We start from the raw sequence: 23,708 nt of genomic DNA, 5'->3' as shown, positions 1-23,708 counted from the left end.
CGGTCCTCATTTCTTGTAATTTTACAGTGTTTTACAAAAGCAGCCCGTGACCCGCCGGGTTCGACCATGGAAGTAACCTGCGTAGCTGAAGGACGTCGAATGTTCAGCCCTGCGTTCAAACCAGACTGGCCTGCCGCCGCCGAACTCGGGCGGCAACTTCGCTTCGTCGACCCAGTGGCGCTCATGCACCTCTCGCGCGGCCTTACGTTCAATCCGCTCCGGTCAGCTGAAGTGCTGGACGATGTCCTCGTCCATTTCAACGAGACCAGCGGCTATGTCGCCGAGGTCGAAACCTGGGTTCGCGCAGGGGGGCTGCAGGCCGGGGCTTGCCCGGCTTATCCCGGCGGGCGGATCATCGCCGATGTAAGAGAGGCGGCGAACGCCGAGGGAAAGACAGCACACACTGCGGCTATCCTCAAAGAGGCGCGGGAGGCGGGCGTCGCGCCGGCCGTCTTCCTCAGCATGGTCTCGCCTCTCCTCGACGTCGCCATGCGCGTCGAACTGCCGATGCGCGCAATTCTGCACGGGAATCCAGCTCTCGCGTGCACTTACACGCTCTATCTCCACACGCTGTTGACCAGCGAGGGGGAGGCCTATCTATATTACGGGATCACCAAGCGGGGCTGGAACATCCGTTTCCACGAACACACCCGCGCGGCAGTCGCGACAGCGTCCAAACGCCTTTTCGCGCGCACGCTCAACGCGCTGATCGATGCGCGGATCGCCGAGCGCACCGGCAGGGCCGACGATCGGCCCAAGCTAGCGGGGCTGATTACCACCATTTGTGCCACCGGCTCTCTCGCCGGGAAGCGCATGACGCGGAGGCGGCTATGGTCGAGAAATATAGCCTCGCGTCCAAATATCCCCTCGGTCTCAACATGATCTCCGGCAGCGCAGCCGGGGCGCACAAGGTAGGTCAATCAACATCTGGGGAATGATAAACAAGACGCTCCGGCATGGCTCGCCAGAACGCCTCTAACGCGCCCGCGAAATCGTCGAAGTCGCTGTCAGTGATTTCGAGCCACCGATAATCGAGATAGAGCGTGCCGGTCCACGACTGGACGCCGAGCTTGCTCATAAAGTGCGGATAGGCCTTGTGCAGGCGGGTAAGCGCGGCACCCTTGCCATGTTTGTAGACGTTCACGACGAGGTTGCAGGCATCGATCTGCGGGTAGAAAGCCTGCTGCTTTGCCTGCCATCCAAACTCGCCAAACATGTCGAAAATCTCGATGGTCTTGGCGTTCCAGATGTTCTTGTCGATCCATTTCGTATCGACATAGTGCCGGAATTCATTGGCGAGATATTCGCGCAGCTCCTTGTCCCACTGATGGAACATGGCGGCCGTGGTGGCGAGGCGGACCTGTTTGCGCATCTCATCGAGCAACATGTAATGTCCGGCGGCATCACTCGTCACCGCATCTGCGATGTCGCCCATATCGGGCTCTTCACCATGATAGGGCGCTTTAATAGCCGCTTGCCAGGCATCCTCCTGATAGCGTTCAGCTTCACCTTCGATATCGTCGAACTGGGTGAGCAGGCGGCTTTTCGCTTCAGCACAAAAAACAGATGCCGCTCCACAATGACGGAACGGATATAATCGTGCATCTGCAACTCGATGGATCGTCGCCGCAGCACGGGAGTCACCGTATCCTGGCGCGATAGGCAGCGATCGCCCTGTTGCAGCCAGCTAGAGTGCCAATCGTGGAAGGATCGGAAAGACCCTCGTCGAATGACTTGGAATAGTAGTCCCGAACGCGGGGATCATCCGACTGGCCATATTGCCTGACCAGAGCGTCCGACCGCAGGGCTCCGATCTTCGACCGGCAGGTGCCGGCCAGCATCATCAGATCACCGCGTGCCTGGATCTGCGGGGTCTGCCAACTCGCGAGGCCACCGACCTCCAGCATGCTGTCCGTTAGTTCGGTCGCTGCGGTCTCGAGATTGAAGCCGGGTGGCGGAACGATGAGGGAAGAGAAGATAGGTTCGCCGGACGCCTCCATGCACGTGCGGCCATAGCCCAAAAGTGTATGCTTCAGGTCGCGGAGCTGAGCGTCGGTTTTCGCGCCGTCGGCCGCTGATTGAAGATCAGTCGCAAGCATGCGGCTCTGACGGTTGATCGCTTCGCCCTTCAAGCGCGCCACCGTCGCGGGCGCGACCGCCCAGGCCGCTGTCTCGGCGTTCAGCGCGGCTTCCGCCTTCACTGGCAAGTCCGGGTCGAGTTTCATGCCGAGTCTTTCGCACATGGGTGCCGTCACGACGAACTGCCCCACGCGGTTTAGTCGGTCCTGCTGCGCCTGGGTCTGTGCCATGGCCGGCAGCGACAGGCCGAGTGCAATCAAAAAAGAAATTATGCGCAATGGTTTCCCCCGAAACGGCCCTGCTCGGTCTAGCCCAATGAGACAAGACAGACCATCCCGGCCCACATACTTTAGGCAGCGTCTCCGAGCGCCGTCATCTTCCTTCGAGTAGCTTCCCCAGGACCGCCTCCGCCGTCGCCATGGGTACGAACATCCGCGTGCGATACTGGATGATCTCGGTGAAGCAGCCGATCGACTTGAGCCACGGCAGACGGTCGTGCGGGCAGCCGACGAGCTCGATCCGCTGGGAGCCGTTGACGACCGAGCGCTTGATGGTGAGCGGGAACGGATGCGACACGTCGACGCTGCGGCCCGCGGACACCGCCTTCGCGACCGCGTCGGGCGGCAGCGTATCGGACCGATCGATCCCGAGCTTGGTGAAGAGCTGGGGCACATGGTCGTCGAAGACGAGACGGCCGAGCCAGGACTGCCCTTCCCCGTCGACGATACGGTTGACCGCCATGTGATCGCTCGGAAGTGCCGACCAGATCGGCAACAGCAGCCCCGTGGCCAACCGGATCGTCTCGCTGTCGACCGTCTCCCGGGCGATGTCCACTTCCTCCGACCAGGTCGCCGTGAAGGCCTCGCGGGTCACCTCCTCCCAGGAGGATTCGTAGAGATCGTCCTCGCGCATATATTCGTTGCGCGTAGGTCGCATCATCTCGACGCGCGGGATCGGCGTGCCTTCCTTCTCCTCCATGAGCGAGCGCGCCCGCGTCCTGAGCGCCGCCTTGCCGGACTTGCGGTTGATCATGAAACCGGCGCTGGCATCGCCGTCGGCGATCCTCAGGATGCGCTCGAGGGAAACAGGGTTGCGGCGCCGCGCGATCTCGATGGTGAGAAGATGCGAGGTCGCGCCGGTGCGGGGATCGGTCCGCAGTACGACGTCGTCGAGGAGGGTCGCCTTGTCGACGAGGATCGTCTCGACGCCGACATCGAGCCGTCCCGCCTCGCGCGCGGCCGAGACGCGGGTTTCGATCAGCGACAGGAACTCGTCGAAGATGCTGTTCTGCAGCGCGATCGGCAGGGCCAGGATGCGGTTGAGCCAGCGCTGGATCGGCGGCATCTCGTCCTTGAGCACGCCGTCCTTGTCGCAAAGCTCGAGCCCGGTGCGGTGCTGGAAATCGTCGAGCGTCGTGCTCGAAAGCTTGCCCGCGGCGAGCAGGTCGAACCAGGAGAGGAGCGCCGCGCAGGCATATTCGCTCTCGAGATTGTCGGCCGGGTCGAAGAGCCCCTGCCCGCCCGTCTGCCGCTGGCCGCGCGTCAGCGCACCGAGACTGTCGAGACGGCGTGCGATCGTGCTGGTGAAGCGCAGCTCGCCCTTGCAGTCAGTGGTCACCGGCCGGAACAGCGGCGTGGTCGCCTGGTGCGTGCGGTGGGTTCGGCCCAGGCCCTGGATCGCGCGATCGGCGCGCCAGCCGGGCTCGAGCAGAAGGTGGACGCGCTGCTCCTGGTTCATCACGTCGAGCGAGGCGTGGTAGCTTCGCCCCGTGCCGCCGGCGTCAGAGAAGACCAGCATGCGTTTCTTGCCGGCCATGAAGGCAGCGGCCTCGGCCTGGCTGGTGCGCGCCGAGCGGCTTTCCAGTTTCTGGCGGCCGTCGCTTACCGTGATGAGGCGCTTTGTCCGGCCCGTGACCTCGGCGACATTGTCGTGCCCAAAATGTTCGAGCAGCGCATCAAGCGCCGACATGATCGGCGGCATGGCGCAGAGCTTCTCGATGAGGTCATCGCGCGCGGCCTGAGCCTCGGGATTGTAGACCGGGTGGCCGTCGTCATTCACCATCGGCAGAGAACGCGGCGTGCCCGTGTCGTCCTTGAACACGCGCATCTGACGGGTCGGGAATGCGCGCTCGAGGTAATCGATGATGTACTCACGCGGACTCAGATCAATCTCCAAATTCGCGCGCTCGTCGGGAGAGAGGTCGCCAAGGCGCCGGTCGAGGATCGATTCCGCGGTCGTCACCAGCTGAAGGACCACCGACTGCCCGGCAGCGAGATGGGCCTTCGCCGCCGCGATCACGGTCGGAAGCTTCATGGAGAGGAGGAGCTGACCGAAGAAGCGCTGCTTGGTCGACTCGAAGCGCGAGCGCGCCGATGCCTTCGCCCCGCTGTTGAGGGTCGCATTTTCGAGCCCGTCGACCACCGCGGTCAGTTCGAGCGCATGCTCCATGTTGCGGTGGATGATGCCTTATCGCGAGGTCGCGATAATGCGCAGGAACGTGGCGAAGGCCCGCAAAGCTGCTGAGCATTTCGCCACGTCCTTCACATTATTTCACAAGGCATCGAGCCACTCCATCAGGCTGGCTTCTCGTTTCCACGAAGGTGGCACGTTGCTCGCCGCCGGCGCCCCTACCTGCTCGAGCGCCTTTCGTTTGGTCTCCAGATTGGCCTGTGCGTAGTGGTTGGTCGTATCGAGGCTGACGTGTCCCAGCCAACTGCGGATGACGGTGATGTCGACCCCGGCAGCGACAAGGTGAACGGCAGTCGCGTGCCGGAAGCTGTGCGGCGTCACATTTTTGGACCGAAGCGACGGCACGGTTTCTGACGCCTTTCCTACATAGGAGGCGAGTTTGAACCGCACTCCCGAGGCGCCCAGCGGCTCACCATATCGATTGACGAAGATCCGCTGATCTGGCGCGCGCGGGTGACGTTCCAACAACTTCCTGAGCAACGTCACGGTTTCCGGCCAGAGTGGACAGATACGTTCCTTGCGACCCTTGCCGTAAAGACGCACGAAGTTCGGTGCGTCGAACCGGATCGCCTCGGGACAGAGGTCGAGGGCCTCCTGGATGCGCGCGCCGCTGTTATATAGGAACGAGAGTAGCACGTGGTCGCGCATTCCCTCGATTGTCGACCGGTCGGGCTGAGCAAGGATCGCTTCGACCTCCTCCGGCTCGAGATAGCAGGGTGCAACGGTAGGCTCCCGCTTGAGCGGGACGGTCAGGACCTCGGCGCATTGCGCGATGTATTCGGGATCCTTGTCAGCCACGAAGCTGAAGAAGCTGCGGATCGCGGCGAGCCGGCAGTTGCGTGTACCGATCGTGCCCCTGCGCCCATGCTCGGTGTGGTGGAGGAACGCGCGAACCTCTCCGGCCGAGACGTCGGCCAGCATGATCCGCGCGACCCCGCCGCCCTTTCGCTCCGCGATGAACCGAAGCAACAACCGCCAGGTGTCGCGGTAAGACCGGATCGTATGGACAGATGCACTGCGTTGCTCAGCCAACCATTCCTGAAAGAACGCCCGCAACAATGCGGGGAAGAGATTGCCCTTCGTCATGACCGCGCCTCCATCGTGAGGCATCGGGCGCCGACGGTCCGGAACCGCTCGCTTGCTTCCTGCAGCAGGTCCTGCGTGACGGTGATGTAGACCAGCGTGGAGTTGATGTCCCGGTGGCCCATGTAGGTGGAGAGGAAGCGCAGTTTGTCCTGCGGATTGACGCCGGATCGATACCATTGAAGGATCCGGTTCACGACCATCGAGTGGCGCAGGTCATGAACACGCGGCCCTGTCCGCCCGGTCGGGGCCTTGAACCCGGCACGGCGCATGACGTTGGTGATCATCGTTGAGACCGTCACCGGGGTATAGCGATCATTGAAGTGCTCGTGCCAGAAGAGCCCGGACCGAGGATCCTGTGGGGCGCCAGCGCGCCGCCTTGCATCGATATAGGCCCGTAATTCGGCCATGACGCTGCCGGTTAGCGGCAATATCCTGGTCTTGTAGAACTTCGTTTCCCGCACTGTGATCGTGTCTGATTGAAGATCGACGTCACCCAGATCGAGCCCGGCGAGTTCACTACGGCGCAGTCCGGCACAATAGGCCAGAACCACCATGGTGTAGAGAACCATCGGCCGCAGCGGCGCGTCCGGCGACGGATAGGAGCGGGCAACGTCGAGCATCTGCCGAACGTCGGCCGGGCTGAAGATGTGCGGTCGTCGATGCTCTCGTGCCACTTCCCGCTCGGGACGGGCGTTGAAGCGTTTCGGTGGGATGCTGGGATCAAGGCGATACCGCGCCTTAGTCAGGAGGCGCCCGAGCTTCTGGCATTCAGCCGCGTGATTGCGGGTCAGCTTGGCAGTTGCCCAGCGCGCCAGCATCGTCTCAAGCGATGCCCCTGTCAGTTCCGGGGTCGCCTGGAGGAACCGATCGAACCGCAATAACCAGTGAGCCTGAGTCTCATACTGATACCCCCGGCTCCGCATCAACGCGACATGCTCACGCATGAAGTCCCCCAGCGAGCTGCCGAAGGGCGCGGGGCGTCGCAATGCGGCCAGGGCTCCGTCGGGATTTGTGGAAGCCAGCGCTCGCCAGATCGGCTTGCTTTGTTTGACGTTGTATTGACGGCGAAGCACGGCAACGGGATTATCTGCGATCAGCCCGATTTCGACGAGGTGGTCGAGGAAGCGATCGACAATGCAGACCTGGTTGAGCAGCGTCGGCATTCGCCAACGTTTTTCCATTTCCTTCAGCCAGACTTCGAGCATCTGCCGGTCGACCGCCGGATGACGCTGGGCTACATTCTCGAAGCTGCGAAGGAACCAGCGATAAGTCGGCCTGCTTCCCTGCCGGAACTGCGATTTTTCCAGGAAGGCGTCGATGACCGTGCGATCGGGATCGTGCCAGGCGCTCATGGCAGCACCTCCGATCCGGGCACGTCGAGCGCCACGGCTCGGAGATCATCTGTCGCCAGCTTGAGATAGGCGTTGGTGGATTCGGTGGATCGATGTCCGAGCACGTCGCCGATGATCTTTTGCGGGACCGACGCCCGCAGCATTTCGACCGCCCGCGCGTGGCGAAAGACATGCGCTCCTCGCTTTCCCGGCGGCTCGACGCCAGCGGCTGACAACCGCCCGCGGATCATGCCATACAGGTTTGTCATTGCGATATAGGGCGCGCAGGACCGGATGAAGATTTCCCGCCCCTCAACCTGGGGGCGCCCATTACGCAGATAGTCGAGGAGCGCCTCACCAACGGGCGCCAATAGCGGCAAGTAGGAGTACGCATTGGTCTTGGTGTGACGGATACGCAGGGCTTCTCCGCGCCAGTTCACGTCTTCAAGCCGAAGGCGACAGATCTCACCTTCGCGCAACCCATATGTGGCAAGCAGTTGAAGTACCGCAAAATCGCGCAGTCCCCGCGGCGATCCATCCTTCTTCGTCGCCGCCAGCACCGCGGCGATTTGGCGCCTGTCCAGCGTCGAGGGCACGTCTTCATAGGCGTAGAGCATGGGGCCGATGATGTGCGGCGTGAGATCCATCGGGATGCGCCTCGTCCGATGCAGATACCGCACCACCGACCGGAGCCGCTCAGCGACATCGGCCAATGATTTGCGCCGTAATCCAGGGGCGCGCATGTCCATGTAGAGATCGACCTCCCCGATGCTCAAGGTGTCGAGGCTGGCGGCCCCGCCCCGTTCGAACTGCCATCGCAGGAAGTTCCGTGCCTCCCACAGAAGCGCCGAGATGGAAGCGCTTGCCAGACCGCGCTCGTCGCGCAGCCATGCCTCGTATTCGCAGCAGATCGCCTGCCGATACGCGGTTTCCGGTTCGGTCATCTCTGGCTCGGGCGGCCATTTGCCTTGGGCAAGCCGGAGCAGTTTGTTGATCGATGTGCGGGGCAACATCTGCCAGCGCGCACAGGGAGGCCGCCCGTACTGGGCTTCGAAATCCTGAACTGCATAGGCAAGATACTGATCGACCTGCGCCAGCGTCACAGTTTCCACCTGCACGCCGCACTCGGCCAGATAATCGAGAAACGCGCGGGCGTACAGGCGATGGTTCGCTACGACCACCGGGTTATAATTCTGCGTCGTGAGCAAATTCGAGAGTTCGGCGATCAACTCGTCGTGCAATTTCAACATGCTTTTATCCTCAGCTGGTCCAGAGACCGCCGAGGTTCGCAATCAAAATAATGCGCAGCAACATCGCCCCGCATTAGGAGAATCCACGTCGCTGCCGCGTTCCTTCACATTATCGCGACCTCGTGATAAGGCATCTTATGCGCAGCTGCGCATAAGATGCTCCAGGCATCGGCATAGGCGTCGTAGATCGCGATCTGTTCGCGGGTCAGCTCATGGCGCAGGATGTCATATTCGACGCCGGCGAAGCTGAGCGCGCGGGACGTGTAGAGGCCGAGCGCCTTCAAATCGCGGGCCACCAGTTCCATCGCCGCGATGCCGCCCTTGCGTATGCCCTGGATGAACTGCTCGCGGTTGCTGAACGCCGTTTCGGGTCCCCAAAGGCCGAGCCGCACGGCATAGGCAAGATTGTTGACGTCGGAAGCGCCGGTCGCCGAGGCATAGAGCACGCGTGCCTCGGGCAGGTGGTTCTGGAGCAGCACGCCGCTGATGCCCTGCTGCGAGCCCTCCTTCTTGCCGAGCGCGCCCTCGCCTCCCGCGACACCGCCCATTTCATGGGCCTCGTCGAAACCGATCACGCCTTCGAAGTCGTCGCCTGCCCAGTCGATGATCTGCTGCAGACGGCTATGGTCGCCGCGTGCCGAACGAAGGGTGGGATAGGTGACGAAAAGCACGCCCTGTTCGAGCGGGATCGCCTGATCGATCTTCCAGTTGGCGAGAGGCTGGATATCGGCCGCAAGGCCGCCGAGCGCAGTCCAGTCGCGGCGGGCGTCTTCGAGCAGCGCCTCGTTCTTGGAGATCCAGATGTTGCGGCGCCGACCCGCAAGCCAGCTGTCGAGGATGCAGGCCGCGACCTGCCTGCCCTTCCCCGCCCCGGTGCCGTCGCCGAGGAAATAGCCCATGCGGTAGGCGCGTCCGTCGTTCGCTTCCTCGAGACCGACGCCCTCCTTGGCGGGCCTGAACTTGCCCGGCAGGAACTGGTCCCAGGCATGGCCGGCATAGACGACAGTCTCGAGCTGCGAAGCCGATAGCAGGCGCTCGGAGACGGTCCGCTCGGGAAGCCTCGGGATGTAAGCTGGGATCGGGGCGGCGATCGAGCCCATCGCGACCGATTCGACAAGCGCGGTCGGATGTTCGCCGGCGGCGTCGAAGGTGATGCGGCTCGGGCGATAGGGAAGATAGACGCCGACCTGGTCGAGCAGCGGCGCGGGCGTGTCGAGCGACATGTAGTCGACCGGCAGCACATTGTTGCGCACGGGAGCGTGATAGGGCCGTGGCTGCGCGCGATTGCTCTTCATGGCGCGGAACAGCGAGGGACTGCTCGATCGCTTCGGGGCGGGCGCGGCCGCGGTGCCGAGCATCCCGCGTTCATGGATCGAGAGCGCGCCGATGAGTTCGCGGATCGAGGTGCGCTGGATTGTCGCGGGGATGGTTGTCCCGGGAACCTTGTCGATGACGAAGAGCCGGACCGCGATGCTGGTGCCGTGCTTCAGATAGCATTTCTCGAGCCGCACCAAGGTCCGCACGGTCACATCGCGCAGCGTGGTCTCGAAGAGGTCACGCATGCGCGCATTGGGTCCGAACCAGTCAGGCATGATGGCGACCAGCCGCCCACCAGTGCGCAGCCGGCGAAGCGCTGCCTGAAGGTGACGCACGGCGGCATGGGCGTCGGCGCCGAGCCCCACCGAGCGCGAGAAAGGCGGGTTCATGAGGATCAGGCTGGGACGCGGTGCCGCGGCCAGGCTCGAATTGATCGTCGCACCGTCGTGGCCGGTGACTACCGCGTCGGGGAAAACGTCGGCGAGGCGCGCGCGGCGAGCCGGTGCGTATTCGTTGAGCTGCAGGGCGGCGAAGCCTCGGCAATGTGCCACGAGGAGTCCGTTGCCCGCGCTCGGCTCGAGGATGACGTCATCGTTCTGGATATTGGCGAGCAGAACCGCGACGGCAGCGAGATCGACGGGCGTCGAGAATTGCTGCCATTCGATCTGGTCCTCGCTGCGCACGGTCTGCGTCGGCAGCCGGTCGAGCAGATCGCAGGCGGACGCAACGTCATCGAGCGAGCGCAGGGGATAGGGCCCGAACTGGAGGTGATGGGCAAGCGCGTGCTCCAGAATCTCGAAGCTGTCGCGCTGCGTCCAGAGCCCGTCGGCGTCCGTCCCGCCATAGCCCTCGACCATGGCCGCATTGAGGTCCGCCCTCGTGATCGGGTCGCTGGAGCGGAGACGGTCGACGAGAAGCGTGGCCGCGCGGCGTTCGGCCGCGGTGGCGGTATCGAAGAGATCGGACATTGAGGGGTCTCCGGACTGGCTGCCCCATCGGCAGCATCAATCCTTCGACCCCCCTTCCCTTTTCACGATTGCCCGACTGCGGCGAGGCTTGGTTGGCGCTGGCGGGACAGGGCTCGGGCCCCGCTGTTTGCCGAACGCTATCGCGCGTCCCGGCCGAACTGGCTGATGAGGCTCAGCCAGTGTTGCCGTTCGCCGTCGCTCGCCTCGGCGTCCCCGATGATGGAATGGCGAACGGGCGCGATCCCAGTGAAGCCGAGTAGATTTCGCGCCCAGCTCTTGAGGCTGTGGGCACGGTAGTAGAATCGATAGAAAGGGGCCGGCATTCCCATGGTCACCGCGACACGTGCCGGTCGGCCGCAGAGCAGCTTCGCATTCCGATCCGACACGGTTTCGTCGATCGCGAAGCCCGGCCGCATAACCTGTTCGAGAAAGGCCTTGAGGAGCGCCGGTAGGTCGCCGAGCCAAAGCGGAAAGAGGATGACCAGATGGTCGGCCCATCTGATGTCGATCTGCGCGTCGTGGATGGCTTTTGCGGGATCGGTCTCGCGCCATTCGTTTGCCGAGCGCAGGATGGGGAAATCCAGAGTCGCGACGTCGATCCGCCTCACTTCATGGATGGCGTCTTCTGCCCCGGCCGCATAGGCGTACGCGAGCGCATGGATGAACCGCGCGCGGTCCGGATCGGGGTGGCCATCGATGATCGTGATGCGTGCCATTCGAGCCTCCAGGCAAGGCGTTCCTCCGAAGCGCAGCCTCCCGCAATCCGGATGTTTCCGAATGCGTGCGCGGCAGTCGGTTATCGCCGGCTCAGTTCGAGGACCTTGGCCCAATCCTTGACGCGCTCTGGCGGCATGCTTCTGATTTTGAGGCCAGGGCGGGCATAGCGAAGGGTCGCGCGCTCCGCGGCGATCGCCCCTTCGGCGTCGTTGTCGGCGGCCAGGATCAGCGAGGTCAGCGTCTCGGGCAGTAGGATCTGGTCGAGACGACGTGCGCCCAGGCTCGCCCAGCAGGGGATGTCGTGAAGGAGCGTGAACGCCCGGGCCGTTTCGAACCCCTCGGCGAGTGCCAGGACATCGCCTCGCCCTCCCCCTTGCCAGGCACCGCGCGCCGGTCGGCCGAGCATGAGCTTCATGCGATAGCGCGCCGTCACTGGATCGAGGAATATGCGCTGCACCGCTGTCAGGCGCCGGCCCTCGCGAACCGCGACCAGCAAGGCGGGATGGTAGGTCGTCCACGGCTTTGGCCGGTAAGGGCAGCGCGGGTGAAACCGCAGATCCTGGCTGATCGGCATGAGGTGCCTGATCCCGAGATAGCGCTCGGCAAGCGTGCCGGCGACGGAAAGCGCCTCGTCCCATAGCCGGCTCGCATTGCCCGCCTGAGCCGCCGGGTTGTCGGTGTAGGCAAACCGCCCCCGGCTGGGCACGCGGCGCAGTTCCCGAAGGATGTCGTCACGGTCGCATCCGGCAAAGCAGGTGACGAGGATGCCTCGATTGCCTTGCCGGATGGAGAGGCTTGGGGTGCTGTCGGCGTGGGCCGGACACGGACACATCGCCGTGCGACCGTGCCAGGTTCCGCCCAGCGAGCCGACAAGATCGACGAGTTCCTGAGTGGGTTTGAGCGCGACCAGGGCCATTGGCTGCTCCTTTCGCGGTCCTTGCTCCCCCTTGCCTCTCTCCTTGGTCGCTCTATCCTGGCCGCCAGCCTGTCGGTGATGCGGAACCGTCGAGCTGCTACTCTCAAAGAATCAAATCTTAAAAACGCCCAAGCGGAGCGCGGGAGCTTCATAGATTCATGGATTCTAAGATTCGGGCACCATTTGTGACGGCAAACCAATAGCTTGAGTGCTCTCCTTGTGAGGATGCGGGGGCTTCTGCGTGAGTTCTCGGGGGCGTCTATGCGAGGCGATGGGGGCAAGAGCCTGAGCGATCGGGGGATAATGTGAGTTTTCGGGGGAATCAGGCGAAGCGGGCGAAGCGGGCTTAAGAGCAGTTTCGAAAGCCCTGAATCGCTGGGCGTTTTGCTGTCCATACGATGGCTGGCCGGCGATCCCGATGTTTATGTGAGCATGTGGGGGACCGAATTGGCGGGAGGCCGATCTTTGTGTGAGCGCACGGGGGCGGAGCCTTCTGTGAAGAGTATTCGAAATAAGGAATTCCCCCGCCTTTGTGTGAGCGATGGGGGGTGGCCAAGAAAACTCAATTAAAACAGCGGGATGTAGGGATCTATATGTGAGTCGCCGGGGGCATCGGCTCGTCGGGTCGGAATCCCCTCCCCGGCCCTTTCCAGGCGGACAAAAGTTCTATGTGAGTTTTCGGGGGAGCGGACGCGACTCGGCCTGTTTGTGCGAGTCGGCAGTTGGGGGCCCTTTGTCTTTATGTGAGTGCGTGGGGGCTGTCGGCCGAATGGTGCCAGCGAGGTTTATGTGAGCGCTCAGGGGCACGTCTATGTGAGTGAACGGGGGGGGCTGTTCTCTTTATGACAAGCTGATGTTATGCAACTCACATGAAGCTCGATTCGGACACGGTTGAAATCGAGGTTCCGCCTGACCTTGAGGGTCTGAGCCGGACGTTGCGGGTGGCTGACGTGATTCGCCGCCGCGACCTCGACTTTGTAAGTAAACCCGGGGAATTAGTCGAATCCGAGTTCGAGACCGGGTCGTTGAGCGCCGCGGGAAGAAAGGCTTTTGCGCTGATGTTGCGCAAGGCTGGACCGGAAGCCGGGGAAGACAGCAAGACCTTCACGATCACCAAGAAGGAACTGCGCGGCACGCATAAGGGCAATGAGCGCATCCAGCCGGTGATGGATGAACTGCTGCGCGTCATTGTTCGTATCCGGACGACCTCGAAGAAGGGCAAGCCTGCGATCATGTCGCAGTCTTTGCTGTCGAGCTGCGTGGAGGAAATCTCCGAGGACGGCATGAGCGTCGTCGAGTATCAATTCTCCGAGAGTTTCAAGCGCGTAATCCAGCGTTCGGATTATTATGCGCGGGTGAATCTCGGCGTGATGCTTGCGCTTCAGTCGCGCTATTCGCTCACGCTGTATGATCTTGGCTGCCTGATCATCAATCGCCAGAACCGTGTCGTCAAAATGAACGTCGATGAACTGCGGCGGCGGCTCGGTGTGCCTGACGGCAGCTTCAAGAACTTCGCCGAATTTCGGCGCGACGTCCTCGCAAAATCGAAGGCGGAGATCGACCAGCTCGCCGATTTCATCGTGGAGTGGGAAGAAATCAGGGGATCAGGGCGTGGGCGGCCGGTTGAAGCGGTCAAGCTGACCTTCAGTCCCAAGGATCCTGTCGATCAGGAAGAGACCGCCAAGGAGCTCGATCGGCCGAAGGTCGGACGGCGGGCCAGGCGCGATGGCAGCGTCGAGCAGATCGCGGCGATCCCGGCGGCGGCTCCGGTAGCGGCGCTGGCTTCGAGCAAGCCCTTCCCCACAGGATCCATGCATTTCTGCGGGGATCAGCGTTTGCTCACGATTGTCGCCGATTTTGGAGGTGGTTGGGACAAGGACCTGATCGCCGGCGCGTTTCGGGAGAAGATGGGAGACAAGCTGAAGACGCTGACTGGCGTGCCTCTCTACAGATCGTGGGAAGGGTTCTGCAAAGCTTTCGTTGGAGCCCGGGGTCGGCCCTAGGGGAAGACCCCCTCCCCCGATTCCTCACATAAAGCGTAATAGCGCCTATTTGGGCGTGCCGCCCTCCCCTTCTACCAGATCGATCAGCGCCATGATTCCGTCCGGGAGGCTGAGATTGCGATCGTCGCACCAGCGCACGAGGCGGTCGCGCTCCGGGGGCGACAAGCGCATGCTGATATGCAGAGAACGAGCTGGCCCGCGCTGCGGTTTGCGCTTGGGCGTGACGCCTAGTTCTGCAGGAATTTGGTGGAAATAGTTCGCCGGCACAGCCGTGCCAGCGGGTTCACGTTGCACAGGAGGTGCGCCGCCGGGCTTGGGCGCTGCGGTTGCGGCTACGAGGCCCCGAAGGCGGTCGGCTGGCGCTTCGGGCTGTTCCAGTCGCTGGCGTGTAGAGCTGATGATATCGCCCATGCTGCTTGCGGCGGCCTTGTCTTCAGGCATCCACGGCCTCCTTGTTCTGAATTTCGCTGAGAATATCGGCAAGGACGCTTTGGGCGATGCGCCTGGCCTTTTCCGTCTTGGCGAGGTTGGCGGCTTCGACTTCAGCGAGAGTCATCCGGTAATTGGACATGGCGCGGAAGGCATCGAGCGTGAACATCTGGTCTGTGAAAGTTGGCAGGGCCTTCCTGATCTGCCCGTCGATCTCCCATTCGGCCTTCGAGCGGGCCACCTGCCCCGTCTGCGTGATGAGCACGCGGTACGGCACGCCACGGCACATCTTCTCGAGCATGTCGCTGGTTTCGACGGTCCGCTCGAGATCGAGCCGCGAGGAACGCGTGGGGATGACGACGAAATCCGAGTCCATGGCGGCGTAGGCCGTCTTGAAGTTCGAGGTTCCCTCAGAATCGACGACGACGAGCTGGGCCACTTCTCGGGCCCGAGCGATTGCGCCGCCAATATCGGAATCTCGAAGCTGCGAGGCGTCTTCGACGGCGATGCGCGAATCCCCTCCCCTGCCCGCTGCGATCCGATCCCGGTGCCAGTTGAGCAAGCTGTTCTGGCGGTCTGCGTCGAGCATGAAGACTGAACCGCCAAGCGCTTCGAATTCTGATGCCAGGGCGAGTGCGAGTGTCGTCTTGCCCGCCCCTCCCTTGCTCTGCGCGATAGTGATGACTGGCACGAAGGAACTCCCTGTGGGTCGAAGGCGCGGCACCCATGTAGCGTAAGATGGGCAGCGCGACACAATTGATATGCGCGGTGCATAGCGCCTGTGGATGCGCGGTGCAAGGCGTGGGCGCGGCTATAGTCGCAGGCGTAGGGCAAAGCGCGTATGCGAGCACATTGGCCAGCGCGTGCGCCATCGACAGCGCACGCGCTGGGAAAAGCGAGGTAGAAGGTGACAGCGCTGGGTACAGCGGCGCAGCATTACACGGCGTGAGCGCGTCACCTAGCGCGATGGCGTTACAACCCGCCAGCGCGACACCCAGCGCACGACAAAGCGCGGCACACAATGCGGCACATGCCAAAAGCCCGCAGAAATCAAGGAATCCGACGATGCCGACGCTGTGAGCTAAGGGACCCGGAGCGTTGCCATAGCGGAGTCAATGGCGCGCAAGCAGGCGATCGATCTCGGCCATTTCTTCGTCAAAGGTGTCGAAGATTGCCGACAAGCTCGGATCCGCGGGTAGGGGAGGGGGGCCAACCTTGGTCGGCCGCGCTTCGGGGATGCGTATCCGAACGTAACCGCAAGATTGGCCGCCAGGAATCTCCCCAAGGTGCGCGGTCGGGTAACCTCGACCACCAGACTCGCGGCAACACCACGGACCAGAAGCTTGCTGACTCCGGCCACGCTCAACTTCAACGCCTCCGGGACGAACTGCGGCGAAAGAATTGGACGATGAATAGAGAGAGGCAGGGGAGGGAAGGGTCCCTGCGCGAGAGAGGATAGCGTGCTGGGCGTCGCGATAGAGACGCTTGAGCTCATCGAGCCGTTCGGACCCTGAGACAGCCGCACCATGAAGCGATCGTACGCCCGCCAACCAGTCCGCGTCGGAAGGACGTGGCTTCAACCGCAACGTCTTCGCACCCCCGCACAGGCAGGGGAGGGGGCCTGCTCCACGCGATAACGGAGAACATCGGTTTCCCGCCGATCTGATATGTCCATTACCCAGCGCGCGGAAGCGCGGGGCGAACCGATCGGTCGCCCCCCGGGGCCTGAAGCCAATTATGGCTTCTATCGCTCGACGAACCGCGCATTGGTGCAAAACTGGGCAAATGAACGTGGGTGGACGGGCTCGGCTGGCAAAATCGTCCTCAGAAGCCCGCACAGCGCGATTAGGGGGTGCTCCCGTAGTCGGGGCTGCTTCACGCTCGTGTTGGCGCTGTAAGGGGCGTTTGCAGGGACAAACTTTTTGCCGGTTTTCAGGCCTAGTCGTCCGATCGATCGTCATAGCGCGCCAGCAGAGCATCAATCCGGGCGAGGGCGGCATCATAGTCCTCAATCGCCTCGCTGGAAAACCGGACCGGGTCATCGGCCAGCGGTGTAGGCGCAACGGCTGGTCTGCCGCGCATGACCGAATAGAGCTTGACCCCCGACAGGGTTTCAACGGCCAGATCGCCTCCGTCTGCCAGCGCGGCCAGCATGGTCCGGACCCCGAGCCGGGTCGCGCCGAGCACGGCCTCGATCTGGGACGAGCGCAGCGGGCCAAAGCCGGAGAGGAGGCCATAGAGCTGCTGCGCGCGCGAGTTCGTCCGTTTCGCGCGGTAGCGCTCGGCGAGGTGTTGGCGCGTGTCGCGGGCCTCAGCAACCAGGCGGTTGAGATGATTCAGGACATCGCGCAGCGCTTCGGCGTGAACGATGGCGGCGTGCGCCGGGTTGTCGTCAACTTCGGCCGCGCGCACCGTATCGAGCCGGATCAGGCCGTTGAGCGGCAGCGCCGCGCTATGGGCGCCGGTGGCTTGCAGATACGCGCCAAAGGCGCATTCGATCGCCCAGCGCGGGGAGGGCGGGCGAGGGCGCTCGATCACGACTTGCCGCGTGGCGAGCGTGATCGTCTCGGTCGCGCGTTCGGCCGGGGCGAAGCGCGGGCTTTGGCCGATGGCCCGGTGGAGGGCGGCCAGGGCGGAGAAGGGGAGGGGGGCCGGCTCGAGCGCCGTGATCAGCGCTGCGGCCTCGTCGATCGCGGCCCGTGCGGTTTCGACGGCGGCAGCGCTGTCAGGGTCGCGCAGCGCCAGGCAGGCTTTTTCCAGCCCCAGTGCCGCGTCGATGAGCGGCACCCAGCGGCTGCGGGTCATCTCGGCGAGCAGGGTGGTCGCGAGCGCGCGGGGGGCGAGTGCGAACTGGAGTGGTTCGTCGGAAAGGGGTATAAGGCCGGCGTACCAGGCATGGAAGCGCGCGTCGGTGAAGAGATGCCCTTCCTGCCGGAGCGCCGAGATCAGCGTCTCGCGGATCAGGCGCGCAGCGAGGATGGGGTGGATGTCGGACGGGCACCAGGTGAGGGCGGCATCGAGCCCACCGAGCGCGAAGGCCGCTTGCGCCTGGGCTGTCCCCAGCGCCTCGAGATCCGCCATCGAGGGCGGTTCGGTGGTCTCGAAGCCAGGAAACCCATGCGACACGGCCAGAAAATCCAGTAAAAACAATCGTATATAATCTATGTATAGCAAAGGAAAGATTGCTATACAACCGCTCTGATGGTTTTTAGCATCAACATGCGATAATTGCAGTTATCACATAAGCAGATTTGATTGTTCTTTATAAGGTGGGCTACAAGCGCGGCTGATGTCGGTTTCCCTATACGACCGGACTCCAGCCTATCCCGTGGCGTAGCGAGTCAGGATGATCCCAAACCGCCGGACTCCGGATATCAAACCACTGGACTGGGTTGCCGCCACAGACGCAAATCCCGCATAATTGCGTGCTTCTCGCACTTGCTGCGCCAAACATGCCGGGCCGATCTGCACCATTCAACGCTGGCCAGGACCGCGAGGAATTTATATCATACGCGGGCAACCGGTCGTTTGACCCCGTTATATGGAATGTGACAAATGGCCCTGATCGGCTACGCGCGCGTCTCGACCGACGAACAGGACACCGCCGCGCAGCTCAGTGCCTTGCGCGCCGAGGGTTGCACGGTGATCCTCGAGGACAAGGCGAGCGGTGGCAGCCGCGATCGGCCGAACCTTGCACGAGCGCTCGAGCGCGTGCGGCACGGCGACACGCTGCTGGTGGTGCGGATCGACCGCTTGGCCCGGTCGCTCTCGCATCTGCTCGAGATCGTCGAGACCTTGCGGGGGAAGGGGGCCTATTTCCGCTCGATCCACGATCCCATCGACACGTCGAGCGCGCAAGGCATGCTGATGACCCAGATGCTGGGCGCTTTCGCTGAGTTTGAGCGGGCGCTGATCCGCGAACGGACCAGGGCAGGCCTCAAGGCAGCTGTCGCGCGCGGCGCGCGGCCCGGAAACCCGAAGATGCTTTCTCGCGATCCGGCGGCGATCGCCGACATCCGGTACAGCCTCAAGGAGCGCTATCTCAATGAACTGCTCAACGATCGGCACCGGTGGTTGCCCACGGTAGCACGCCTGCGGCCGCACTTGCCCTGGGCGCTGGTCTTGCGGCAAATCCGCGCCATTACGCCGGCGGTGCGTTCGTTTAGCGAGCGGACGCTCGTGAAAGCTTGCCGAACGCTGGTCAAGGCCGGCTACGCCGACGCAGCGATCCTCGAGCCGGCACCAAGGCTGCCGCCTGACACGCGCGTCGCGCGCCTCGTCGCTGATCGGCTGAAGACGCATCCGAATTCGTCGCTGCGGGATATCGCATCCTGGCTGACCCGCGATCTGCGAGAGCCAACGCCGCGCCGTGGACTGGCGTGGTCGCCTGAAGGTGTCCGCCGGGTGATTGGCCAAGCCGAGAAGCTGTCGTTGATCTAGATTGCAGCGAGAATGTGGTCTGTCCAGGCAGGCGCTATGGAGATGAATCGCCGACAGAATCGGCAACTGAATGATCAGAAGCTCGCGGTGAGATTGAACGAGCCATAGCGCGTCCATCGTCTCGGCGGCGCATTGGGCGCGTCTCGCAAGAAGCGTCCTTTAGCAAGCAGCAGGCCGTCGAACTCGAACCTGAGCCGCGCGGGCACGATCCAGTAGCGGACGCGCGCCTCGATCTGGTGGCCGGCAAAATCGCCCGATCTGCTCGAGGCGTCGCGCACGCCGGTTGTGGAGAAGCTGTCTTCGTTGGCGGCAAGCCATATCGCGCGATAGACCGCGAACCAGTCAAGCCGTTTGCTGGGCGTTGCTTCAAGCCGGATGCCCGGCGTCACGATGTTGGCGCGACCGACCGCGTTGTAGAGACCGGCCGGCGCAAGCTCGGCACGTCGCATTCCGAACAACGTGTCGAACCGGCCGAAGCGTCCGCCAGGCTTGTCTCCACTGGCGCGATCGAACTCGACCGAGAGGCGCGGCCTCCAGCGTCCAGCGAAGCTGTAGCCGACATCGGCATGGATGAAGCTCGCGCTGACCGACTGCCGGGCCGCCGTCGGCGCCAGCGACGCGCTGATATGGCCGGTCTGATAGAGTGCCTCGATCTCGTAGTCGAACGCACCGCTTCGCGGCTCGGCGATGACTCTCCCGCCGAAGGTGTCAAGCGCGCGGTCTCGAGTCGGGCGACCCGGCGCGTCGCGCTCGCCGAGATGGAAATAGGTCAGTTCCCCCATTGTCGGTCCGATCACTCTGGCCTTGCTGACTTGACCACCCCAGAGCACGAGGTTGAAGCTCTCCCGATCAAGCCGCACTCTGGCGTCGCGGATGCCCTCATTGTCGTCAGGCAGACGGATCGGCGGCAGCGTGTAGATGAGCGTCGCCTTCCACCCCTGCGGTGCAGCGATGTCGGCGCGAAGCCCGGTATAGCCATTGGTGGTGTTGCGATAATCGTCCGCGGCCACGAGCCGCCGCGAGCCCAGATTGAGCATCATGCGACCGGCGGTGAGCGTAAGCTTCGTGCCCCGGCCGAAGGCTCCGTCGAAGTTGGCCGCGACATAAGCCTGGACCGGCTCCAGCACGTTCACTTCGTTTGTCGTCACCGGCGTTCCCGCATCGTCGCCCCAGACGCGGCTGTCGAACAGCTCGACCCCGACGCGGACAACGCCTTTGCGGTATTCGGCGAGAATATTGGTGCGAAGGTTTACCAGTTCGTCGCTGGTGTTGAACCCGGCCCGGGCCTGGCCGTCGATCGCCTCGTAGCGCAAGCGGATCGAACCCGAGAACGCGAGGCCATCGTCGGGCGGGGGCGCCTCGGCACGCGCTGGCGGCTGCTGCGCCCAAGCGGGTTGCGCGACGGCTGCAATCAGCGCGGTTGCGGATATGGGATATAGATGTTTCATAGAATCACTTACGATGATACATATGCACTATGAACGACACAACCGGCTCCGACATCTGGCTCGCGCTGCTGCATCAGCTTCCGGCGAAACCGCCCTATCTGCGCGTGAAGATATGGCGCCGCTTGCAGGCGGTGGGCGCCGTGCCGCTCAAGAACGCGGTCCATGTGCTGCCGCGCCGCGAGGAGACGGAAACCGCCTTCCGCGACCTGCTCGCCGAGATCACGTCGAGCGGCGGCGAGGCCGTGCTGATCGACGCGCGGCTGATCGAGGGCCAGAGCGATGCCGAGCTGCGCGCGCTGTTCGATGCCGCGCGCGACGCCGACTATGACGAGCTGGCGCAGGCCGCGCGCAATCTGCTCGATACGGGACCGGCCTCCGGCGCGGACATCGCCAAGCTCCAGCGGCGGCTTGCCGAGATCGTCCGGCTCGACTTCTTCGACGCGCATGGGCGGCAGGGCGCCGAAGCGGCGCTGCGCGAGCTGGACGAGCAGCGCTATGCCCATCCCGATGTGAGCCGAACGGACGCACCGCCCGAGCTGGCGCCCTCCGACCTTGCGAACCGCGTCTGGGTCACGCGGCGCGGCGTCCATGTGGACCGTATCGCCTGCGCCTGGCTCATTCGGCGCTTCATCGACCCGAAGGCCAGCTTCAAGTTCATCGACGGCAAGAGCTATACGCCCGAGGCTGGCGAACTGCGCTTCGACATGGTTGATGCCGAATTCACCCATGAGGGCGGTCGGTGCAGCTTCGAGACGCTGGTGCAGCGCGCCGCGCTCGACGGCGATGCGGCGCTGGTGGCGATTTCGGAGATCATCCACGAGTTGGACATCGGCGACGGCAAGTTCGACCGGCCCGAGGCGGCCGGGCTGGGCGCCATGCTATCGGGCGTCTGCGCGTCCACCGACGACGATCTGGAGCGGATCGCGCGCGGCGGCGACGCGCTCGGCCAGTTCCATGCCTATTTCAGCAGCCGGAAGGCCGAGCGGTGAGCGTCGCCGTCACCGATCCGCTGGAGCGGTCAGAGACAGCCCACGATCACGGCATCCCCTTTGGTGAAGCCGTCAAGGTGTGGGCGCGGATCGCATCGCTGAGCTTCGGCGGTCCGGCGGGACAGATCGCGGTGATGCACCGCATCCTGGTCGATGAGAAACGCTGGATCGGCGAGGAGCGGTTCCTGCACGCGCTCAACTATTGCATGTTGCTTCCCGGCCCCGAGGCGCAGCAGCTCGCCGCCTATATCGGTTGGCTGCTCCACAAGACGAAGGGCGGGCTGGTCGCGGGCGCGCTGTTCGTGCTGCCCGGCTTCCTCGCCATCCTGGCGTTGAGCTTCCTCTATGTGCTGCTTGGCGCTTCGCCGCTGGTCGAGGGGCTGTTCTTCGGCCTCAAGGCCGCGGTGCTGGCGGTGGTGATCCAGGCGGTGGTCCGGGTCGGCTCGCGCGCGCTCAGAAACAACGTCATGCGCGGCGTTGCGGCGGCCGCCTTCGTCGCCATCTTTTTCCTCGACGCACCCTTTCCGCTGATCGTGCTGGCGGCCGCGCTTGGCGGTTATGTCGGCGGACGCCTCGGCTTGTCGGCGTTCAAGGGCGGCGGCGGGCACGGCGCGGCGGGCGGCAATGTGGTCCATGACCGCGACACCGCGCTCGGCGAGGGGCTGCCCGACCATGCCCGCCCCAACCTCGCCTGGTCGCTCAAGATCACGGCGGCGCTGCTTGTCCTCTGGCTTGCGCCGGTCGCGGCGATGCTCGCGCTGCTCGGTCCCGATGACGTGTTCTCGCGCATCGCGACCTTCTTCAGCCAGATGGCGGTCGTGACCTTCGGCGGCGCCTATGCGGTGCTGGCCTATGTCGCGCAGGAAGCGGTCGATACCTATGGCTGGCTCAAGCCCGGCGAAATGCTCGACGGGCTGGGCCTGGCCGAGTCCACGCCGGGTCCGCTCATCATGGTGACGCAGTTCGTCGGCTTCCTTGCGGCGTTCCGCGAATCCGGCTCCTTGCACCCGCTCGTCGCCGCGACCTTGGGGGCGATCCTCACGACCTGGGTGACGTTCGTGCCTTGCTTCCTGTGGATTTTCGCGGGTGCCCCCTTCGTCGAGACGCTGCGCGGCAACAGGGCGCTCTCCGGCGCGCTCGGTGCGATCACGGCCGCCGTGGTCGGCGTGATCCTCAACCTCGCGCTCTGGTTCGCCATCCACACGCTGTTTGGCGAGGTGCGCGAGGTCGGGATCGCGGGCGCGCGCTTCGACGTGCCGGTCCTGGCTTCGCTCAACATCCCGGCGCTGCTGCTGGCGGCGGGCGCCGCGATCGCCGTGTTCCGGTTCAAGGCCGGGATGATCCCGGTGCTGTTCGCCTGCGCCGGCCTCGGCGCGGCCTATGTCCTCCTCAGATGAACGGAGAAACCCGGTGACGGATATTTCGCGCAGATCGGCGGTGAAAGCCCTTGGAATAGGAGCAGTGGCAATGGCAGCGATGGACAGCGTCGAAGCGCAGGAAACCAGAGCAGCGCCGCCCCCGGCGTTTGCCGGCCAGCATCAGCCCAAGCCGCTCAAATTCGATCCCGCTAGGCTCGACGGGCTCTCGGAACGGCTCGTCAAATCGCATTGGGAGAACAACTATATCGGCTCGGTGCGAACGCTGAACATGATCGAGACCCGGCTGGCGGCCGCGCTCGCCGATCCCGACCTGCCGCCGGTCGTCTATGGCGGCCTCAAGCGCGAGGAACTGCACCGCACCGGCTCGGTCGTGCTGCACGAGGTCTATTTCGACGGGCTGGGCGGCAACGGCCAGGCCGGCGGCGCGGTGCGCGACGCGATTACCGCCGCGTTCGGGTCGTTCGCTACATGGGAAGCCGAGTTCCGCCGCACCGGCATGAGCCTTGCGGGCGGATCGGGCTGGACGATCCTTGCCTACAACCTCCACACCCGCTCGCTCCACACCCATTGGGCCTGGGATCATATGCACGGCGCGGCGGCGGGTGTCCCGCTGCTGGCGCTCGATATGTATGAGCACAGCTTCCACATGGACTATGGCACACAAGCCGCACGCTATATCGACGCCTGGTTCAAGAACCTCGATTGGGAAGCCGTCGATCGCCGCTATGAGCAAGCGGCAGCAGTCGCGCGGAGCTGACGTTGCGCGTAACGGTGGATGGCCCGCATCGGGCGCGTGAGCTTGCGCTTTCCTTTTGCGAATAATTCGCAGATAAAGGCCGAAGCCTCGGCGGGATCACAGGATTCGTGCCGACCCGTCTCGCCGGAAA

At 63.8% G+C, this 23,708-nt stretch carries 18 protein-coding genes and 1 pseudogene; 6 read left to right on the top strand and 13 right to left on the bottom strand.

Annotated features, from left to right (window positions below; genetic code table 11):
* The first annotated feature begins 99 nt into the window (after positions 1–99).
* Positions 100–882 (top strand): hypothetical protein, encoded by a 783-nt coding sequence (locus tag HJG53_RS16145; protein WP_019054343.1) that lies wholly within the window; start codon positions 100–102, stop codon positions 880–882.
* A 34-nt stretch (positions 883–916) separates the two neighbouring features.
* On the opposite strand, the gene HJG53_RS16140 is transcribed toward HJG53_RS16145, so the two are convergent.
* The 9 genes and pseudogenes from HJG53_RS16140 to HJG53_RS16100 form a co-directional block, all read right to left on the bottom strand.
* On the bottom strand, positions 917–1,435 hold the full coding sequence (locus HJG53_RS16140) for a hypothetical protein (RefSeq protein ID WP_019054342.1): 519 nt from the start codon (positions 1,433–1,435) through the stop codon (positions 917–919).
* Positions 1,436–1,640: 205 nt separating this feature from the next.
* Entirely contained in the window at positions 1,641–2,339 is a 699-nt protein-coding gene (locus HJG53_RS16135) for a hypothetical protein (RefSeq protein ID WP_019054340.1), read from the bottom strand.
* A 112-nt stretch (positions 2,340–2,451) separates the two neighbouring features.
* Positions 2,452–4,185, bottom strand: coding sequence for a strawberry notch C-terminal domain-containing protein (locus tag HJG53_RS16130; protein WP_254447839.1), 1,734 nt, complete (start codon positions 4,183–4,185; stop codon positions 2,452–2,454).
* A gap of 444 nt (positions 4,186–4,629) precedes the next feature.
* Positions 4,630–5,634 carry a site-specific integrase gene (locus HJG53_RS16125; protein ID WP_060977020.1) on the bottom strand — a complete coding sequence of 335 codons (1,005 nt, stop codon included), beginning with the start codon at positions 5,632–5,634 and terminating at the stop codon, positions 4,630–4,632.
* Complete coding sequence (locus HJG53_RS16120; protein ID WP_171132319.1) at positions 5,631–6,986, bottom strand: tyrosine-type recombinase/integrase; 1,356 nt, start codon at positions 6,984–6,986, stop codon at positions 5,631–5,633. The genes HJG53_RS16125 and HJG53_RS16120 overlap by 4 nt, the downstream gene beginning before the upstream one ends.
* A complete protein-coding gene (locus HJG53_RS16115) occupies positions 6,983–8,215 on the bottom strand; it encodes a site-specific integrase (protein ID WP_008832423.1) in 1,233 nt (410 codons plus the stop codon). Before HJG53_RS16115 ends, HJG53_RS16120 begins: the two co-directional genes overlap by 4 nt.
* A 152-nt stretch (positions 8,216–8,367) precedes the next feature.
* A pseudogene (locus tag HJG53_RS16110) lies at positions 8,368–10,500 on the bottom strand (strawberry notch-like NTP hydrolase domain-containing protein); the annotation flags it as partial.
* Positions 10,501–10,637: 137 nt separating this feature from the next.
* Positions 10,638–11,216: an NAD(P)H-dependent oxidoreductase gene (locus tag HJG53_RS16105; protein ID WP_019054338.1), complete on the bottom strand. Its 579-nt coding sequence runs from the start codon at positions 11,214–11,216 to the stop codon at positions 10,638–10,640.
* 80 nt (positions 11,217–11,296) lie between these two features.
* Positions 11,297–12,133: a toprim domain-containing protein gene (locus tag HJG53_RS16100; protein ID WP_024018137.1), complete on the bottom strand. Its 837-nt coding sequence runs from the start codon at positions 12,131–12,133 to the stop codon at positions 11,297–11,299.
* Positions 12,134–13,002: 869 nt separating this feature from the next.
* Here HJG53_RS16100 and HJG53_RS16095 point away from each other — a divergent pair.
* Entirely contained in the window at positions 13,003–14,136 is a 1,134-nt protein-coding gene (locus HJG53_RS16095) for a replication initiation protein (protein ID WP_019054795.1), read from the top strand.
* 45 nt (positions 14,137–14,181) lie between these two features.
* On the opposite strand, the gene HJG53_RS16090 is transcribed toward HJG53_RS16095, so the two are convergent.
* From HJG53_RS16090 to HJG53_RS16080, 3 genes are all read right to left on the bottom strand, one after another.
* Positions 14,182–14,577, bottom strand: coding sequence for a hypothetical protein (locus HJG53_RS16090; RefSeq protein WP_019054794.1), 396 nt, complete (start codon positions 14,575–14,577; stop codon positions 14,182–14,184).
* Positions 14,570–15,256 carry a ParA family protein gene (locus HJG53_RS16085; RefSeq protein WP_019054793.1) on the bottom strand — a complete coding sequence of 229 codons (687 nt, stop codon included), beginning with the start codon at positions 15,254–15,256 and terminating at the stop codon, positions 14,570–14,572. Before HJG53_RS16085 ends, HJG53_RS16090 begins: the two co-directional genes overlap by 8 nt.
* A 1,247-nt stretch (positions 15,257–16,503) precedes the next feature.
* Complete coding sequence (locus tag HJG53_RS16080; RefSeq protein WP_217352904.1) at positions 16,504–17,646, bottom strand: hypothetical protein; 1,143 nt, start codon at positions 17,644–17,646, stop codon at positions 16,504–16,506.
* Between the two features lie 474 nt (positions 17,647–18,120).
* Here HJG53_RS16080 and HJG53_RS16075 point away from each other — a divergent pair, with 474 nt between their 5' ends.
* Positions 18,121–19,005: a recombinase family protein gene (locus HJG53_RS16075; RefSeq protein WP_171132318.1), complete on the top strand. Its 885-nt coding sequence runs from the start codon at positions 18,121–18,123 to the stop codon at positions 19,003–19,005.
* A 74-nt stretch (positions 19,006–19,079) separates the two neighbouring features.
* Here HJG53_RS16075 and HJG53_RS16070 read toward each other — a convergent pair whose 3' ends face one another.
* Positions 19,080–20,453 (bottom strand): alginate export family protein, encoded by a 1,374-nt coding sequence (locus HJG53_RS16070; protein WP_127691897.1) that lies wholly within the window; start codon positions 20,451–20,453, stop codon positions 19,080–19,082.
* Between the two features lie 29 nt (positions 20,454–20,482).
* Here HJG53_RS16070 and HJG53_RS16065 point away from each other — a divergent pair, with 29 nt between their 5' ends.
* The 3 genes from HJG53_RS16065 (at position 20,483) to HJG53_RS16055 (ending at position 23,578) form a co-directional block, all read left to right on the top strand.
* Positions 20,483–21,442, top strand: coding sequence for a chromate resistance protein ChrB domain-containing protein (locus HJG53_RS16065; RefSeq protein ID WP_127691896.1), 960 nt, complete (start codon positions 20,483–20,485; stop codon positions 21,440–21,442).
* Positions 21,439–22,839, top strand: coding sequence for a chromate efflux transporter (gene chrA / locus HJG53_RS16060; protein ID WP_127691895.1), 1,401 nt, complete (start codon positions 21,439–21,441; stop codon positions 22,837–22,839). Before HJG53_RS16065 ends, chrA begins: the two co-directional genes overlap by 4 nt.
* 70 nt (positions 22,840–22,909) lie before the next feature.
* Positions 22,910–23,578, top strand: coding sequence for a superoxide dismutase (locus HJG53_RS16055; protein WP_171010601.1), 669 nt, complete (start codon positions 22,910–22,912; stop codon positions 23,576–23,578).
* Positions 23,579–23,708: the final 130 nt, after the last annotated feature.

It is taken from the genome of Sphingomonas sp. ID1715 (genome assembly GCF_013044515.1).
Classification (GTDB): domain Bacteria; phylum Pseudomonadota; class Alphaproteobacteria; order Sphingomonadales; family Sphingomonadaceae; genus Sphingomonas_B.
Note: the sequence above shows the minus strand (reverse complement) of the source record. Positions and strands in the feature narration are given on the sequence as shown.

Excerpts from the sequence above, each read along its gene's own strand:
- HJG53_RS16145 (WP_019054343.1), top strand. The coding sequence starts at position 100 with ATGTTCAGCCCTGCGTTCAAACCAGACTGGCCTGCCGCCGCCGAACTC.
- HJG53_RS16140 (WP_019054342.1), bottom strand. The coding sequence starts at position 1,435 with ATGGGCGACATCGCAGATGCGGTGACGAGTGATGCCGCCGGACATTAC.
- HJG53_RS16130 (WP_254447839.1), bottom strand. The coding sequence starts at position 4,185 with ATGCGCGTGTTCAAGGACGACACGGGCACGCCGCGTTCTCTGCCGATG.
- HJG53_RS16125 (WP_060977020.1), bottom strand. The coding sequence starts at position 5,634 with ATGACGAAGGGCAATCTCTTCCCCGCATTGTTGCGGGCGTTCTTTCAG.
- HJG53_RS16120 (WP_171132319.1), bottom strand. The coding sequence starts at position 6,986 with ATGAGCGCCTGGCACGATCCCGATCGCACGGTCATCGACGCCTTCCTG.
- HJG53_RS16115 (WP_008832423.1), bottom strand. The coding sequence starts at position 8,215 with ATGTTGAAATTGCACGACGAGTTGATCGCCGAACTCTCGAATTTGCTC.
- HJG53_RS16105 (WP_019054338.1), bottom strand. The coding sequence starts at position 11,216 with ATGGCACGCATCACGATCATCGATGGCCACCCCGATCCGGACCGCGCG.
- HJG53_RS16100 (WP_024018137.1), bottom strand. The coding sequence starts at position 12,133 with ATGGCCCTGGTCGCGCTCAAACCCACTCAGGAACTCGTCGATCTTGTC.
- HJG53_RS16095 (WP_019054795.1), top strand. The coding sequence starts at position 13,003 with ATGAAGCTCGATTCGGACACGGTTGAAATCGAGGTTCCGCCTGACCTT.
- HJG53_RS16090 (WP_019054794.1), bottom strand. The coding sequence starts at position 14,577 with ATGCCTGAAGACAAGGCCGCCGCAAGCAGCATGGGCGATATCATCAGC.
- HJG53_RS16080 (WP_217352904.1), bottom strand. The coding sequence starts at position 17,646 with ATGGCGGATCTCGAGGCGCTGGGGACAGCCCAGGCGCAAGCGGCCTTC.
- HJG53_RS16075 (WP_171132318.1), top strand. The coding sequence starts at position 18,121 with ATGGCCCTGATCGGCTACGCGCGCGTCTCGACCGACGAACAGGACACC.
- HJG53_RS16070 (WP_127691897.1), bottom strand. The coding sequence starts at position 20,453 with ATGAAACATCTATATCCCATATCCGCAACCGCGCTGATTGCAGCCGTC.
- HJG53_RS16065 (WP_127691896.1), top strand. The coding sequence starts at position 20,483 with ATGAACGACACAACCGGCTCCGACATCTGGCTCGCGCTGCTGCATCAG.
- HJG53_RS16055 (WP_171010601.1), top strand. The coding sequence starts at position 22,910 with ATGGCAGCGATGGACAGCGTCGAAGCGCAGGAAACCAGAGCAGCGCCG.